A 15,197-nucleotide genomic window follows, 5' to 3' on the forward strand; every position below is an offset into this window, starting at 1 on the left:
GTATTACTCATAGCGGTCAACGTGATAGCAGCGGAAGGTTCGCGCTTTCGATAGCTGCTCTTGCAGGGGCTGGATGCTGGCCTCATCTATCACTCCGCTGAAGCTGCTGGGGTGCAGGTAGAGATCCTGCTGGCCCATGGTGACTGTGTCGCAACCTCCGTTGTACCCCAGGGTAGCTGTCCACCCCAGCTCTTGGAACAGGCGGCGGCTTTCCTTTTCGAATGCAGTTCTGCCGGCATCGCTTGTCCAGCCGGAGTTGTAGCAGTCGGTGCGGATGCGAAAGTAGACTTGCCGGTATGCCATGCTGATTCCTCCTTGCTATTGAAATAAAAAAGCCGCCCTCGGCCCACCAAATAGTTTCCGGCAGGCGAGGGCGGCGATTTGCTGTGTTTTAAGATTTTAGGTATCCGAATTCTCATAAAAAGCAATCATTTGCTCTGGAAGTAATTACGATGACAGCGATTTTACTCCGTCTGTGGGAGACCTGTTTTTGCATCTCTGGTGCGTAAATTTCTTGAAACGGAAGGCCGTTTTGAAAAACTCGACTTTTTCGTGCTTTTATTTTCCAAAAAGTCCCGTTTCAGCCGCTGTTTCTAAATTTTATTCTGCCGATTTCGGGCTGTATCTTTTTTATCTACACAAGGTTTTACAACAGCCCGAAAAACACCCTCATCATTGAGAAGTACATTGAGGAGGAGGGTAGCGAGCATAAGCCCCTGAAGGGCGTCACCTTCCTGGTCACGGACAGCAGCGGGGCCGTGGTAGGCAACAGCAACGGCGAGTTCATCTCCGGCGACGATGGCCGGGTGGTGATCCCCGGCGTGGAACCTGGTTCCACCATCCATGTCCGGGAGATCAAGGTGCCCGAGGGCGTGGTGCTGGACGGCATTCCCAAGAGTATCAAAATCAGCGATGATGGCGCCAATATCCTCCGGTTTTACAACAAAAAGACCGGGTATTTGGTGGTCAGGAAGCTGGATAAGATCACAAAGGAGCCTTTGAGCGGGGTTCAATTTGAGTTGACCTACGCTGAGGGCGGGTATGTGGATGACGCACATGGACATCTCTCCTCCAAGGGGCTGTATACTACCAACGCCAATGGAGAGATTCGGGTTCCCGTGGTGGGCACAGTCGTGGTCAAGGAGGTCAAGACCCTGCCTACCCACATCATTGACGAGGCCACCAGAATCCAGACCGTCACGGTGAATCCCGCGGACACCCAGACGATCACGGTGTACAACGAGCCTCTGTGTTCGTTGACGCTCTCGAAAAAGGACGCCGTCACAGGCAAGCCCGTACCGAATACGGAGTTCACTTTGAAGGACGTGGACGGGAACATCCTGGGCCGCTACACCACCGGGGGCGATGGAACCGTGACCGTGACGGGCCTCACTCCAAATTCCACGGTGGTTGTGGTAGAAACCAAAGTGCCCTCCAATTACGTCCTCGATTCCACGCCCAGGACGATCATCGTCCGCAACGCCGAACAGTACGGTTATAGCAACAAATATTTTTTTAGTTAGTACGTTTGCAGGTATTCGTACCAACCAAAAATGGAACGGGTGAACTTCTTAAAAGCACCCTAATCAGCCGGGGAACCTATCCAGCGCACTCCGCAAGGGCCAAGATTTCCCCGGCTCTTTTGCGTTTACGGCCCTTTTCCTCCGGCTCCAGATAAAGAGCCTGAAATTCCTCGAAGGATACGTTGAACTCAATATCCAACTCATAGCCCCGCTTGACGCGGACGGCTTTCACAAACTGAGCCACAATCATTTTCTTTGCTTCAAGGGAACAGTTGTCATACAGCTCGGCCCAATTCATCAGCTGAGTGTATTCCTTCTGTACCTGCTCGGCGCTGGACACGGTTTCCCGTACTTCCAATTCCGCCGCCTGCATCTGGCTTTCCAGCTCCTTCAGCTGGGCGGCAGTCTCGTCCATCAGGCTGTTCAGCAGGTCGGCGCTGAAACGGCTGTTGCCCTGGATAACTTTCAGCGTCTCGGCTCGTAAATCCTGATAAGCCCTCTGCTTCTGTTCGTAATCGTCATGCAGGCGCTTCGCTTTCATTTTGGCAAGGTCAACTTCCCGGCTTCTCTGCTTCGCAAGCAGCGTTTGGGGCGGGGCCTTTTGGATTTGCGACAGCTGGATGCGGATGATCTGCTCCACAAGGTTGTCCAGCTTTTCAACACTGAAAGAAGTCTGCCCGTCACATTTCCCAGGGGCGAATGTCCTGTTGTAGCACTTATAGCTGGAACAGGTGCTTGTGCTTACAGTACCGTCCTTCTTCTGATACTTGTGGCCGGAGGTTGCCAGCATGAGACGTGCCCCACAGCAGCCGCAATAGACATTTCCCACCAAAAGGGACCGGCCTCTTGTAGTGAGGGGGACTTCCCGTTTCTGCACCTTCCGCTCACCGGCAATTTCCAACGCCCTGAAAAACAATTCCTCGTCAATGATTTTCAGGTCCGGCAGCACTTCCGATTTACTGTCACCTCTGTGGATGACACCGATGTAGATGGAGTTTTTCACAGCCCTGTTAATCATGCCCACGGTCACTTCGCCGCCGTCCTTCCTTCGTATGCCCTGCTCCCTGAAATAGCGGCAAAGACGGAGCGCCCCGTAACCCTCATAGACATATTTCTGAAAAATCAGCTTGACAATCTCCGCGTCCTCCGGGTCTATCACGAGGTCTCGCACGTCCTGATTTTTCTTGTTCATGCGGCCTGTCTTTTCGGCCCGGTAGCCAAAAGGCGCGCGTCCGCCGGTAAAGTGGCCCTCTTGGGTCAACTGTTCAATCCGAGTCTTAACACGCATAGAGGTCTTGATACTCTCACCGGACGCCTGCCAGTAGCGGATGTAATTCAGCAGCTTATCAACGTGATTATCAAACCGCTGCTGGCCCTCCATGGCACTCCACACTTCAATATTCTGCTTGACAAACCACTCCACCACAAAAGGCGTTTCATCGTCCCTGCGGCCCAGCCGGTCAAACATGAACACCAGCAGGATGTCAAACCCGCCTTGCAGGGCCAGCTTCTGGATTTCCTGAATGGCGTCCCTGTCCTTTGCGGACTTCTTAAAACCGGATACGCCCTTCTCGGCAAACTCCTTAACAATCTCCCAGCCAGTTTGTCTCTGAACAAACTCCCGGCAGGACTGCTTCTGCATGGGAATATCATCCTTCTCTACCTGTCCCACAGAGGACACCCGATACAGACAAACAACCCGCCTTACATGGACTCGCGCTTCTCCACCAATGACGCCGCTGATATTCTGTATCATTTGCTCTGCCATAATATACTCCTCACTTTCCGAGTGAACGGTGTATATATGGCGGCCAGAAATATTCTGTTTTCAAGGTGCCGTCTACTACACCATTATTATCTCATATTTCAACAAAAAATGCAAAAAATCAGCTTTTCCCGGCAGTCGCGCCAGCAATCAGCGTGTCCTTGATACGTTTGACCGCAGACGGATTTTTCTGCCCGCTGTATCTGACAGTGACCTTATAGCCGCCAATATAAACCACTTTCGGCTGTTCTGCGGATTGATCTGCTCTCTTGGAAAAATTATCCCTCTCCATTGCACGGCCTCCTTGTAGAAAATGCAGGGCTGCCCCCGGCTGTCGGACGCGGCCCCGGTATGTCAGCCGGACCGGAGATATTGCGTCATGCGGCAATATACCGGCCCGGCTGTTTCGCTTGGAATAGGGAAAATGATGCTCCCGTTCTGTTTCACCCCCTGTTTCATAAATTGCCGTTCTGTCCAAAGTCGTTCCTGCCCCTGGTTCGTCAGCGGCGTATCATCCCCCAGGCACGCAGACGGCATACTCAAAAGGGTACATATCCTCTTTGGTCGGTCATTCCGTTGTCAAGGTGCATGGGCCAGACTGTCGCCAGTCCGCACAGACGCGCCGGAGACGGTGCGCCCGTGCCGCTTGGCGGCGTGTCGAAATGTGTCTCAATTTGAGCCGCATTTCTCTGGCCCCGGCTGGGGCTTTTCACCCCAGCCGGGATAGATTTTTGGGGGAGCTATGCCTCCCGCCGCCGCAGAAACGCAGCAGCCATATCCAGAAACATCCCGTTGGTGGGCTGGTATGTCAGGCGAGTACCCGCCACCTCGTCAAAAAACTCCCGGTTCCCACGGCTCCAGCAGATATGGATAACAGTACGCAGATTGCGCTCCACAACACTTGGGGAAACATTGAAATGTCTGGCTGTTTCCGGGTAAAGGTACTTTGTGACCTTTGTAACTGCGGTCGGGTCCTGTTCTGCCAATTCGATCATATGGACGGCATACCGAAACCCTTTCAGGTTCCCGGTAGCGCCGAGATTTCTCAAAAGCTGTTCTGTGTTCATTTCTACCTCCGACTAAAGCCAATCGTCCACAATGTCCAGCAGAGTGGCGGGAGTAACGCTGTTCCGGGAGAGCTTGTCCGCTAAAGTGTAGATACGCTCCGGCTCCGTGGTCAGATCAAAGGCCAGGGACTGTGCCCCGCTGTTTTTCTCAATGACCTTGATCCCATACTGTTCCGGTTCGCCGTCTCTTACCAAAATGAAGTAGTCCAGGGCCAGGGGCCGTCCGTCCTCCGCGTGGTCCAGCTTGGATGTATAGGGAATATCTCTCATACTGCCGCCTCCTTGGTGATTATGTTGTAGGGGCTGTGGCCGCTCATGCGGCCCGGAACGCCAGGATGCCGGTAATCAGCTTGATTTCCAGCCTGCGGCGCATAGCCTCGTCCACGCAGAGATAGGTATTGCCATACTCGTCATGGAGCTGGCGCATGGCCAAACGGGTGATGTAGCCCTCATAGTGCCGCAGGACGGCGTTCACAGCGTCGGGGTCGCCCTCGGATGCCGCCCGGATGGTGGCGTAGGGCAGCAGGCGGCTGTGGGGCTTGCTGTTGCGGCGATAATTATTCATACTCATATCCCTCCATCAGTTTTCTTAGTTCTTCCAGGGTGTTGGTGCGTTGGTACTGTACGGTGGAGCGGTTCATCTGGAGCCTTTGGGCGATCTCGTCGTCCTTCATTTCCAGCAGATAGGCCAGCAGGACGATACTCCGCCGCTTCAGGGTCAGAGCGGCCAGCGCCCGGACAAGGTCGGCGTCCTCAATCTCAAAGTCCATATCCAGAACGGTGAACACCCGGCGTTCCGGGGCGTAGCGGTCTGTGCAGCAGAGACTTTGCAGCTCCCGCTGGGTCAGTTCGGAAAAGACTGCTTCCCGTTTCCCCTGGCGGGCATACTCCAGATGGATGTTGACCGCCTCGTTTTTCACCAGCCGCTTGCAGTAGGCGTCAAAAGCGTGCCGCTTGTTCTGCTCCATGCTCATGCTGTCACCCCCTTTTCCGGGAGGGGCTTGTTTTCCCCCTCTATCCTTATTACAAGTGCCAGGGGGTGTTTTGCCAAACTTTTGGAAAGAATTTTTTTATTCGGCGAAAGAAGATACTCCTCGACAGTTTTAGCGGCAGCGCGTTGACCGTCCCCTCTGCAAAAACGCTCGTTTTCTGTCGAATAGAAAGAAGCCGCCGCCCCTTGTTCCGGGGCGGCGGCCTGTTCTGCCAGCGATATGTACTTGACGTGGAAAAATGAAAAGCGTTTCATGGTGGTCGTCCTTTCTTCTGTGTAAGGACAATGTACCACTCGTTTCTAACACTACTCTAACAATGCGCTAACACCGCTCTAACACATATCGCAAGTTTCGACACAATACGCGGTAAAGCAATAGCCAACCCGATAGACTGTTTTGATATAGACCGGGTTGATCGGGTCCGGTTCGATAGCCTGCCGGAGTAAACGGACCGGATGGGAAACACCTTGATTATAGCTTCCCTCCATCCCCCAGGCGTGTTCACATATTTGCTCAGAGTTCAATACAATGTTGGGGTTTCGCATGAAGTACAGGAGCAGCGAAAATTCCCGTGGGCGGAGATTTACCAACCTTCTGCATACTTTCACAATGCGCCGGGCCGGGTCTATAAATATATCACCCATTTGAAAAGAAGAAGTCTCTGTACGTGCCGGGTCATTGTAATGATTATATTCCGTATATCGCCGGAGCTGGGCACAGGCGTGATTGGCAATCGCGGCAAAAGGCGGCTTTCCTGAAATGCACATATCAGCGCCAAGCTGCACCATGTTATTTATATCTTGCTCCGGGGTGTCGGACAGGACGATAAGCGGCACAAAGCTGATGTGCCGAATATCTGTCAGCCAGTCGGCTTGCTGGATTGTCCGCAGATAGTCCAGACCAATAATCAGCAGATGGAATACTCGACGCTCCAATAAGCGGTTTGCCTCCCGCGTGGTCAAGGATGTAGTGAAGTTCAAATCATACTGGATGATTAAGTTTTGCAGGGCCGCAACCAATTTATCAGACAATCCCACGGTCAATACGCTGTATATCATGTCGGATAGTCCCCCCTTTCTTTCCAAAATGCGTCTCAAATTGAGACATATTTCTACAATTTTTGCGGAAATGCTTATATTGAAAGCGGGACGGAAAAACACCGTCCCGCTTTCGTGGTACTATGCGTCTTTCAAGAAAATACAAGTTTTTTAAGCATCGGGCTCCCGATTCTCAATAAAGTTTTTCAGCATCTGCGCCACCTGCGCCCGTGTCGCCTGCCCCTGGGGGCCGAGCAGCCCATCGCCGTAGCCGTTCAAAATGCCGTTCTCCACAGCCCACCGCAGGGCCTCCAGCGCGTAGCCGCTGGCCTTGTCCGCATCGGTAAAGTGCAGTTCCTTATCGGTAGCGGCGGGGCTTCCGGCGTACCGCCAGAGCATGACGGCCAGCTGCTCACGGGTGATGTTGTCATTGGGGCCAAAATTCCCGTTTCCGTAGCCGCCAATAATCCCCCGGCTGGTGGCCCAGCGGATGGCCTCGGTGTACCACGCGCCCTCCGCCACATCGCTGTATTGCAGCAGGTAATTGACAACCGGCCTGCCCTCCTTGTTAAAGAGGATTTGAGCAAATTGGGCGCGGGTCAGGTTGTTGTTGGGGCCGAAGGTCCCGTTACTGTAGCCGTTCATCAGCCCATTCCGCAGCACATAGTCCACCGCCTCGTGATACCAAGTCCCCACGGTGCCAAGGTCTGTAAAGCCGTGGGAGGGGCAGTCCGCGCCGCCATCGCAGGGCTTTTGCGTATCGTCCGGCAGAGGAACAAAGGATGCCTTTACCGTTACGGCCCTGCTGGGCATAGTGAAGGTGTATTTGCCGCCGCCCTGGGCCGTCAGCTTGATTTCATTCCCCCGGCTGTCGGTGACGGTCAGGGTGTCCAGCACATAGCCGCTGTCCGGGGTGACAGTCAGGGTGACAGTACTGCCATTGCTGGCATTGGTGCGGTTGGAGGTCACTTTGCCATGTTCCGATTTCTCTACGGTGACGGCGTAGGTGCTGGAACTCCAGCCCCCGCCGCCGGAGTTGCCGCCTGGATTCGGCTGGGGATTGGGCTTTGTGGCTGCCTGATAGCCGATGGCTACCGGGGACAAGCTGCTGAACTTACATTGCAGGCCGTCCGCTGTCGGTGTATAGGCCAGAGTCTCCATTGTCCCGGCCTGCGCGCCGCTGGAAATGAGGTGCTGGACGGTGAAGGTGTAGCCGGTGGCCCCGGTCCCCGCCGGGTAGGGCAGGACCGCCGTCACGCCCTCCGCCGGGAAATGGTTGGGATCGACGTTGCGCCACACGCCGCTTTCGTCCTTGTACTGGAGGGTCACATCGAACACCGCGATCTGCTCTCCCACATTGGACATCACCTCGGCCACTCTGGTCCGCAGGGCGGTTTCGATCTTCCCCGGCGTATTGAACTGCTCATTTGTTTTCAGCGCCTCCGGGACGGTGGACAGCCCGGTTTCCACCTCCAGCCGCAGCTCGTGGCCGTCGTCGTCCTTCTGATCCAGCGGTTTCTGCTCCACAGGATTGATGATAAATACCGCTGTGGCCGTTCCTGTGTAATTGCCTTTGCCGGTGAGGGTGACGGTATATGTACCCGCTTCCGTTCCCTCCGGGATCGCGGCGGTGTAGTCCACGTCCGCCGTCAGCGGGGTCCCATTCAGCGTCACACTGGTGATGCCGGGGCGGTGGGGCTGGCCGTCGTACTTGAACGCCGTATGGTCCAGCACGATCACAACACCCATAATGGGAGCCGGGAGGACCTGGATCAAGGCGGTTCCGGTGACAATGGCGTAGGTTTTGTTATCATCTGGCTTGAAGATCCATGCCGCCGCATAGTTTTCCTGCACAGCAGGCCGGTTATCCGGGTTGCTCCACTCAAATTTACCGGGAACAGGCGTTTCACCGTCCTTCATGTTGCCGGACAGGGTAATGGAGCCGAGGGCTTGCCCATAGGTGAGGGTATTCCCGCTCAGGTTGGGTCCGCCGGTGGGGATGATCTTGTTGACGCTCCGCACGTCGAGGGTGGCGGTCATATCCTCGAAGTTTTGGGTATGGATGGTGACAGTGATGGTTCCGATTTTAGTTTCGCTGTCGCTCTCCACCGCCTTAATGGGCAGGGTGAGGGTCTGGCCGTCAATCATTGCGCCGCTGTCGTAGTAGCTGCCCAGGCTGACCGTACCCAGCTCGTAGGTGACGGCGGTGCTGCCCAGGCTTATGCCCTCCGGCACATCGGGCCGCAGAGCGCCCAGGCCGTAGGTGTAAGTATGCTCCTGCTTATTGGCAACCGCCAGATCGCCGGTCTTGGGGGTGAGGGGCGCAGCTTTGCGGATGGTCACGCTGGCCGGGACCGCTCCTGCGGGCCGGGTCACAGTGTAATTCTCCGCGTCCGCGCCGGTGAGGGTCATTGCGGGCAGGGTGAGGTTGGTATAGGTTCCCGCGTTGGAGCCGTTCAGGGTTCCGGTCAGGCCGGTGGTATCAACGGATACATCATCGCCGTTCAAAATCCCGGCCAGCGTCACGCCGGTGATCTCCACCGAATTGGTGCCGTCATAGGCCCTGCCCTCCGCCGTTGCTCCGGTGGCGGTCAGCGGGGCGGGAAGGACACTTAAATAGCCACTTTCAGACATGGTCTCGCCATCCGAGCCAGTCCACGTTACGCGAGCATTCCACATGTACTCACCTACTGCCAGCGTCTCCGGCAGGGTAAAGCTGGCTCCCGTCCCCTCGGCAGTGCTTCCATTAAGGGACCAGCTAAAAGTTGCCCCCGGCAGGGTGGAGGAACAGGTAAGTGTGATGGGCTTTCCATATTGCATGGTTTGGACGTGGGCCGGTACTGTGAACGTGCCATCCGTTTTCGTATAGCCGCAGTTTTCACAGCTGCGCCGGATGGTAACAGCGTTCTCATTATGTTCCGGCGTCCACGAGCCGTAGGTATGCGCCTCTGTTTTGGTCCTGCCGCAGAACTGACAAGCAGTGATGTGATGCTCCCCGCCGCTGTCGGGCGTATAGGTGTACTGACAGTCCTCCGCAGCTCCCGCATACCCGCAGGCCAGACAGGTCATGGCGTGGGTTTCCGCACCTTCATTCGGCGTGTACTCGCAGACGCCCTCGCCGGTATGGTTGCACTTCTTCACCGTCACTGTGCCGGTCAGTTCTTTGTCGTCCAGCTTGCCCGTAATGGGTTTGATGCCGCTTTCGTCAAAATAGGCGTACCGGGTGTCGCCGCTGTGGGCCAGCAGACCGCCGAGGGTGAGAGATGAGGATTGGCTCGTTATGACAATTGCCCCCGCCGTCCCGGAGTATTTTCCACCTGAGAGTTGAACAGACTGTGCATTGCTGACGGCCAATCCATAACCGCCGCCTGTGTTCTGTATGGTCACATTTTCGGTGACGGATAGAGATCCGCTCTCATCATTGACATTTACACCAGCAGATTGCGATCCCCCACCGGTAAAGGTTCCACCTTTCAGCGTGACATTTCCCCCCACATCAAGAGCGGTGTTGCTTGCAGAAACAACCTCGCCCGCACCCTGAATGGTCAGATTTGCGTTACGCCAAATGCTGATAGCTGTTCTACCAGTGCAGGTGATGGTATGCCCACCCAGGTCCAGGTTGCAGGTGATTTGGATGTCGAGTACTGGTGTTCGCGTCACATCCTTCAGCAGCGTAATGGTCGCGCCATCGTTTTCCGTTTTGAACGCATCGTCCAAATTGCCCACATAGGTGGTGGTGCTGCCATTTTCAATCTTCGCTACGGCGGAGATGCTGACATCCACCGTCCCCGCGCCGTCCGCCATATTGTCATTCCCAACGAATTTCGCCGTCAGGGTGATTCCCGTACCTGGGCCTCCTGCCGCAGCCAGCACATCGGCGGCGCTGACGGTCATGGTGTAGGTGCCGTCCGCACCAGCGTCCACCGCCTCAGACACCTGCGTATTACCCACAAACACCGCCATCTGGCCCGCGCCCGGCCCGGTGAAGCTGGCCGCAAACATAGCGGAGTTTGCCGGAGCCTGCCCAGTTGCGGTGGGCGTGGCCTTGACGGTGATGGTGTCGCTGGCGGTGAAGTCTTTGGTTTCCGTTTCGCCATTGTAGGTTTTCACAGCGCCGTCAAGCGTCGTGCCGGACTGCTGGAGCGTGATGGGTTTCGTGAAGTTTTTCGTTGTGTCGCTTTCGTTCGTATAAGTAGCGGTATAGTGCAAATCGTCTGTCCTGCTGACCGCCACCGTCCAGCCGCTGACCGTAAAGGTCTGGCCGCAAATTGCAATGCCCTGGGTCAGTCCGTCGGAAAGCCGTGTTTTTATGTCATTTGACCTGTCCTGCCCGTTATAATACAAATCGGTGGGGACAGAAACCATATCCTCCGACAAATCGGCGGTAAACGTTCCGCCGCCGGTCAAAGTGCCGCTCCCGGACAGGCTGGCCCCAGCGGGGATGTTCAGCGTGTAATCCGCGGGGACGGGATAGCTGCCGTCAAAGGTCACATCGCCGCAGACCGTCCCCACGCCGTTCTCAAACACGATGCCGGTGGTTTTGTTGACGGTTGCAGTACCATTTGTGTTCCCGCCGTTGCCGATGGGAGCACCCTCATAGCCTTCCCAATCGACATCTGTGGGACTGGAAGCATCTACAATGCCGCCGGTAATGGTGACGCTGCCGGTGCCGCCGGTGGTAGAGTCACTGACCCATTGGTTGCTGTACTGATACCCACCGCCGCCGCCAATGCCTGCGGCATAGCTGCCTCCAACAGCGGTCACTGTGCCGCCACTGATGGTGACGGTGCCATCTCCGCTCTTCTTGCCAACACCACCACCGCCGCCAATGCCCGCACCCAAATAGCCGCCTGTGGCGTGTACCATCCCGCCGTTAATTTGGATATTGTTTCCCGCACCGCCGTTGCCATTGTTACCCGCACCGCCACCGATGCCAGCGCCACCAGAACCAGTCCCACGAAACGTTGCTGTGATACTGCCGCCGTAGATAGTGATACCACTGCCGTCTCCGCCGTTTTTACCATTTCCGCCGCCACCACCGCCAATACCTGCGCCAGCGACATTGCCTGCGCCGCTGTTGGCGGTGATCGTGCCGCCGTAAATCTCGATGGTGCCGCTGTTGCCGCCATTTCCAGAACTGGTGGTACTGCCGCCAATACCTGCGCCGCCATAATTAGGATTACCAAAATTATTATTCGCAACGCCGCCGGTGGCGTTGATTATGCCGCCATGAATGGTAATGCTGCCGCTGTCAACGGAGGAGGTGCTGCCGCCGATGCCCGCACTGGCATTACCGCTATCGTCAGTCGTGCCGGTGGCGTTCAGCGTACCGCCATTTTCGGACTGGGCGTAGATGGTCAGGCTGTTGGTGCTCGTCACCACAATGCCCTTTTCCGCTGTGAGGGTGCAGCCGTCCGTCAGGATCAGGTGTACCTCCCCGTTGACGGTGATGGGTTCGGAAATGGTGACGGTGCCGCTGACCGCGTACCAGCCCGCAGTCCATGTGACCGCCTCGGCGCTGTTTTCAACGAGGGTACAGGTTTCGGTCTTGCTCTCATAGGTCACTTGGCTGCCGTCCCAGGACGCCTCTTGATACTCGACAGATTCCGTTATTGGGGCAGGGTCGTTGGCCCCGTCCAGCGCCCCTTGCAGCTCGTAGCAGCGGGAAAGGTCGATCTGCTCCTGTTCGTCCTCGTTCAATTCCGAGAACAGGGTGAGGATTTGGTCAAGCTGTGCCCGCACTTCGTCCGCGTTCTCCTCTGTCACTGTATCGGGCAGGGCGGCGACCAAGTCCTCAATGGGGCAGAGCTTGCAGACAAACCCGCAGGGCGTTCCGGGTTCGGCCTGGACATAGCCGCACTCGCTGTCATGGATGTGCTGGCAGTCCAGCGGGTTTTCCGTGTCTGCGCCGATCTCGTAGGGGTCGCCGCCGTCCGCGTCGGGGAGTACCCCCAGGGTGTAGCACCCCGCTGTGTGCTGGTGGCCGCAGGGCTGGCCCTCGGTGGGGGCGGTGTAGCCGCAGTCCTCCGTATGCTCCCGGTGATGGGGACAGAGCGCGGGGTCCGCCTCCGCCGCCAGCGCCCAGGTGGGGCATAGGCTCAGGCACAGAGCCAGAGCGGTGATGATGCTTAATATTCTGCGTTTCATAGAACATCCTCCTTGAAAAAGAATTTGCATTAAACTTTCATTCCCTGTCGAAATGTGTCTCAAGTTGAGACGCATTTCTTGAATTACAGCAGGCCCAGGCTTCGCGCCGCCAGCAGCGCGTCCGTTTTGTTGTCAACATTCAATTTTCGATAATTCTCCTTGATGTGATATTTCACATTGTCCGGCTTCAAATCCAGCCTTTGGGCGATCCGATTAACAGATAGGCCGTCGGCCTGCAAACGGAGGATGGTCAGGGCGACGCCTTTGAAATCCGCCGCCACAGCCGCCCGCTTTTTCAGATAGAGGGGATAGCGCCTGGCCACTTCCTCGGCCTCGGCCAGCAGGCGGCGCAGCCAGTCCTTATTCAACGTCCCAGCTTCCTGCAACGCCTTTTTCTCCCGTTGGAACAGGGGCCATACCGCCGCTCCCTCCTCGGTAATCAGGCGCAGAAAGCGGTAACGCTCCACTTCTTTCAGAACGATGGCCAGTTCCTCCTGCCATGGCCCGCCAACCCGCTCCTTGGTGATGGCGGACAACAGCCCGGTTTCCATGCGGACATAGGGCCTGCCCGTCTGCTCGGCATAGTAGCGCAGCTTTTCCAAAAGGGCCTGGGCTTTTGTGTACTCTCCGTTCGCCAGATAACAGCGTACTTTGGTCAGGTAGCGGTAACGCTCCAAACTGCAAAACTCCCGATCCTCGTCCGGGGCGGTTTTCATCCAGCGTTCCACCATATCCATATCGCCCTCATACAAGGCCAACCGGCAGCGGAGCGCCTGGATGTTGGGCAATAGCTGGACGGCCCTGTTTTCCCGCACAGACTGTTCAAAGGACGCCAGCAGCTCCCGCACCGCCGGACTGTCCCCTTGCAGCAGGGCCAGCCGTACCCGGACGCCTACGGCGGCAAAGGCGATCTCCATCGTCCCGCCCTGCCCTGCCTCCACCTGGGCGCGGGTCAGCAGGGACATTACCTCGTAATTGTCCTCGCCTTTTTCGTAGTAGCTCTCGCCCAGCGCGGCCTTGACAAGTCCCTTTCCATAGCTGCCCAGCACACGCTCCACCAGCGGCCCCACAGTCTTTGCCAGCTTGGTATCGTCGGGACTCCAATGGCAAAAATCCTTGCCGCCGTTCATGGTGCTGGGGAGGTTGCTGGTGACGGAAAACTCCGGGAGGCGGTTGCCCTTGTCGAACAGCAGGGCGGGGATGTTTTTTATAATTTCCAGTACGTCCCGGCTCCCCCGGTGGGGCAGGCCAATGTCCAGGTAGGCCAGACGGCTCAGAGCCTCCCGCCGGACGCCGCCCTTGGCATTGGTGGCAAAGGCTTTTAGCTTCTCGTACCAATACTCGCTTTTTTCGTCGTCCATCAGCATGGAGTGCAGCATACTCATACCCGCCATCAATACCGGGCTGTCCTCGATCTCCCTCTCGTCCATGTTGAAATAGTAGCGGCGCAGTTCGTAATAGTGGCCGTTGCCGGGGTTCATCCGGGCGTTGCGGATCAACAGATTTTTGATGCGCTCGGTTTTGCCGCACTCCTCGAACAGCCTCAATGCCGGGACAACTTCATCGTGCATTTCATAGTAGAGGGCTGCGTTATATTTGAAGTCCTTGACACGCTCCCGGCCATATAGCTTCAGCGCCCGGTTCCGCAGCGCGTCGATCAGTACCGGGCGTAAGCGGTATGTGCCGTCCTCCTGGGTGATGAAATTCCCGGCTTCACCCGCCTGCTCCAGCAGGGCAGTGACATGGAGGTTGCCGGAGATCATCTCCGCCAGCTCCAGCGTAAACTCGTCCACCACACTGACCTGCATTAAAAATTCCAGCAGGTCGCTGTCCCAGCACACCAGCACCACGTTTTCCAGATAAGACGCGAACGCCTCCCGTATTTCCGTTCGCAGCTCTGGGCCGGGTGATTGCCCCTCTTTCATCCGCAGGGCTACATGGTGGAGGACGTAGGCGTTGCCCTCGGCGGTATTCTGCAAATACAGAATATCTTCCTCTGTGTAGACGACGCCGCGGGCGTCCAGATAGGCGGTGATCTCGTCCCGGCCCATCCGCAGGTCATCTTCGGAAACCACAACAAAAACGCTCTTGATATGCCGGGGCATGAGCCAGGCCGGGAGAGGGCTTCGGCTGACCAGGATCAGCCATATATCCTCCCGCTCCTCCAATGCCAAAATCTCTTGGCGTAGTTTTTCGCTTTTCAGTCGGTGCAGGTCGTCAATCACCACCACCCGGCGGTTTTGCCTGCCCGGTTCCGACCGGGGCAGCGCCCCATCCTCCCAGGGCAGTTCCTCACAGGAGAGGTAAGTGTATCTGCGGCCCGACAGATATTGGCGTACCAGCTCCGTCTTGCCATAGCCGGTGGCCCCGTAAAGGTAAACTGTCTGTGACAGGTTCCGGGCCTTTTTCAGTTTCTTTAGTGCGCTTGCCGGAGCGATATAGTTTTGGTCCACGGGTCAGCCTCCTTTTCCTCAACTGAGCGCAAAAAGGCCGCCCGGACAGCAGAAACGCTCGCCGGGTGGCCTTTTAGATTGAAATTCAATTTTACAGGAAAAAAGGGCGCAATTATCCCTTGCTTGCTTGCTTGCTTGCTTGCTTGCTTGCTTGCTTGCTTGCTTGCTTGCTTGCTTGCTTGCTTGCTTGCTTGCTTGCTTGCTTGCTTGCTT

General features: G+C 56.5%; 13 protein-coding genes. 1 reads left to right on the top strand and 12 read right to left on the bottom strand.

The genetic code is table 11. The features are described 5' to 3' along the window. Positions 1-3 precede the first annotated feature (3 nt). Positions 4-303, bottom strand: a complete 300-nt coding sequence (locus C816_RS24150; protein ID WP_016320904.1) for a hypothetical protein — start codon at positions 301-303, stop codon at positions 4-6. A gap of 383 nt (positions 304-686) precedes the next feature. On the opposite strand from C816_RS24150, the gene C816_RS02830 reads away from it, so the two are divergent. Next, positions 687-1,523 carry an MSCRAMM family protein gene (locus C816_RS02830; protein WP_371254356.1) on the top strand — a complete coding sequence of 279 codons (837 nt, stop codon included), beginning with the start codon at positions 687-689 and terminating at the stop codon, positions 1,521-1,523. A 76-nt stretch (positions 1,524-1,599) separates the two neighbouring features. On the opposite strand, the gene C816_RS02835 is transcribed toward C816_RS02830, so the two are convergent. The 11 genes from C816_RS02835 to C816_RS24695 all read right to left on the bottom strand — a co-directional run. Then, a complete protein-coding gene (locus tag C816_RS02835; RefSeq protein WP_016320906.1) occupies positions 1,600-3,291 on the bottom strand; it encodes a recombinase family protein in 1,692 nt (563 codons plus the stop codon). Between the two features lie 118 nt (positions 3,292-3,409). Next, positions 3,410-3,580 carry a hypothetical protein gene (locus C816_RS24155; protein ID WP_016320907.1) on the bottom strand — a complete coding sequence of 57 codons (171 nt, stop codon included), beginning with the start codon at positions 3,578-3,580 and terminating at the stop codon, positions 3,410-3,412. A gap of 448 nt (positions 3,581-4,028) precedes the next feature. After that, positions 4,029-4,355, bottom strand: a complete 327-nt coding sequence (locus C816_RS02840; protein ID WP_016320908.1) for a sporulation initiation factor Spo0A C-terminal domain-containing protein — start codon at positions 4,353-4,355, stop codon at positions 4,029-4,031. Positions 4,356-4,367: 12 nt separating this feature from the next. Continuing rightward, on the bottom strand, positions 4,368-4,625 hold the full coding sequence (locus tag C816_RS02845; protein ID WP_016320909.1) for a DUF6514 family protein: 258 nt from the start codon (positions 4,623-4,625) through the stop codon (positions 4,368-4,370). A gap of 43 nt (positions 4,626-4,668) precedes the next feature. Continuing rightward, positions 4,669-4,920, bottom strand: coding sequence for a helix-turn-helix domain-containing protein (locus C816_RS02850; protein WP_016320910.1), 252 nt, complete (start codon positions 4,918-4,920; stop codon positions 4,669-4,671). After that, on the bottom strand, positions 4,913-5,329 hold the full coding sequence (locus C816_RS02855; RefSeq protein ID WP_016320911.1) for an RNA polymerase sigma factor: 417 nt from the start codon (positions 5,327-5,329) through the stop codon (positions 4,913-4,915). Before C816_RS02855 ends, C816_RS02850 begins: the two co-directional genes overlap by 8 nt. Then, on the bottom strand, positions 5,326-5,601 hold the full coding sequence (locus tag C816_RS02860; protein WP_016320912.1) for a hypothetical protein: 276 nt from the start codon (positions 5,599-5,601) through the stop codon (positions 5,326-5,328). Before C816_RS02860 ends, C816_RS02855 begins: the two co-directional genes overlap by 4 nt. A 78-nt stretch (positions 5,602-5,679) precedes the next feature. Further along, the gene (locus C816_RS02865; RefSeq protein ID WP_016320913.1) at positions 5,680-6,405 is read right to left on the bottom strand and encodes a winged helix-turn-helix transcriptional regulator; all 726 of its coding nucleotides are present in this window, start codon (positions 6,403-6,405) and stop codon (positions 5,680-5,682) included. 150 nt (positions 6,406-6,555) lie between these two features. After that, positions 6,556-12,531 carry an S-layer homology domain-containing protein gene (locus C816_RS02870; protein WP_016320914.1) on the bottom strand — a complete coding sequence of 1,992 codons (5,976 nt, stop codon included), beginning with the start codon at positions 12,529-12,531 and terminating at the stop codon, positions 6,556-6,558. Between the two features lie 83 nt (positions 12,532-12,614). Further along, on the bottom strand, positions 12,615-14,984 hold the full coding sequence (locus tag C816_RS02875) for a winged helix-turn-helix domain-containing protein (RefSeq protein ID WP_016320915.1): 2,370 nt from the start codon (positions 14,982-14,984) through the stop codon (positions 12,615-12,617). After that, on the bottom strand, positions 14,948-15,197 hold a 250-nt coding region (locus tag C816_RS24695; RefSeq protein ID WP_242832145.1), incomplete at its 5' end, for a hypothetical protein. The genes C816_RS24695 and C816_RS02875, both read right to left, overlap by 37 nt.

The sequence above is a fragment of the Oscillibacter sp. 1-3 genome (assembly GCF_000403435.2).
Classification (GTDB): domain Bacteria; phylum Bacillota; class Clostridia; order Oscillospirales; family Oscillospiraceae; genus Oscillibacter.

Coding starts and splice junctions, on each gene's coding strand:
- C816_RS24150 (WP_016320904.1), bottom strand. CDS start 303: ATGGCATACCGGCAAGTCTACTTTCGCATCCGCACCGACTGCTACAAC.
- C816_RS02835 (WP_016320906.1), bottom strand. CDS start 3,291: ATGGCAGAGCAAATGATACAGAATATCAGCGGCGTCATTGGTGGAGAA.
- C816_RS24155 (WP_016320907.1), bottom strand. CDS start 3,580: ATGGAGAGGGATAATTTTTCCAAGAGAGCAGATCAATCCGCAGAACAG.
- C816_RS02840 (WP_016320908.1), bottom strand. CDS start 4,355: ATGAACACAGAACAGCTTTTGAGAAATCTCGGCGCTACCGGGAACCTG.
- C816_RS02845 (WP_016320909.1), bottom strand. CDS start 4,625: ATGAGAGATATTCCCTATACATCCAAGCTGGACCACGCGGAGGACGGA.
- C816_RS02850 (WP_016320910.1), bottom strand. CDS start 4,920: ATGAATAATTATCGCCGCAACAGCAAGCCCCACAGCCGCCTGCTGCCC.
- C816_RS02855 (WP_016320911.1), bottom strand. CDS start 5,329: ATGAGCATGGAGCAGAACAAGCGGCACGCTTTTGACGCCTACTGCAAG.
- C816_RS02860 (WP_016320912.1), bottom strand. CDS start 5,601: ATGAAACGCTTTTCATTTTTCCACGTCAAGTACATATCGCTGGCAGAA.
- C816_RS02865 (WP_016320913.1), bottom strand. CDS start 6,405: ATGATATACAGCGTATTGACCGTGGGATTGTCTGATAAATTGGTTGCG.
- C816_RS02870 (WP_016320914.1), bottom strand. CDS start 12,531: ATGAAACGCAGAATATTAAGCATCATCACCGCTCTGGCTCTGTGCCTG.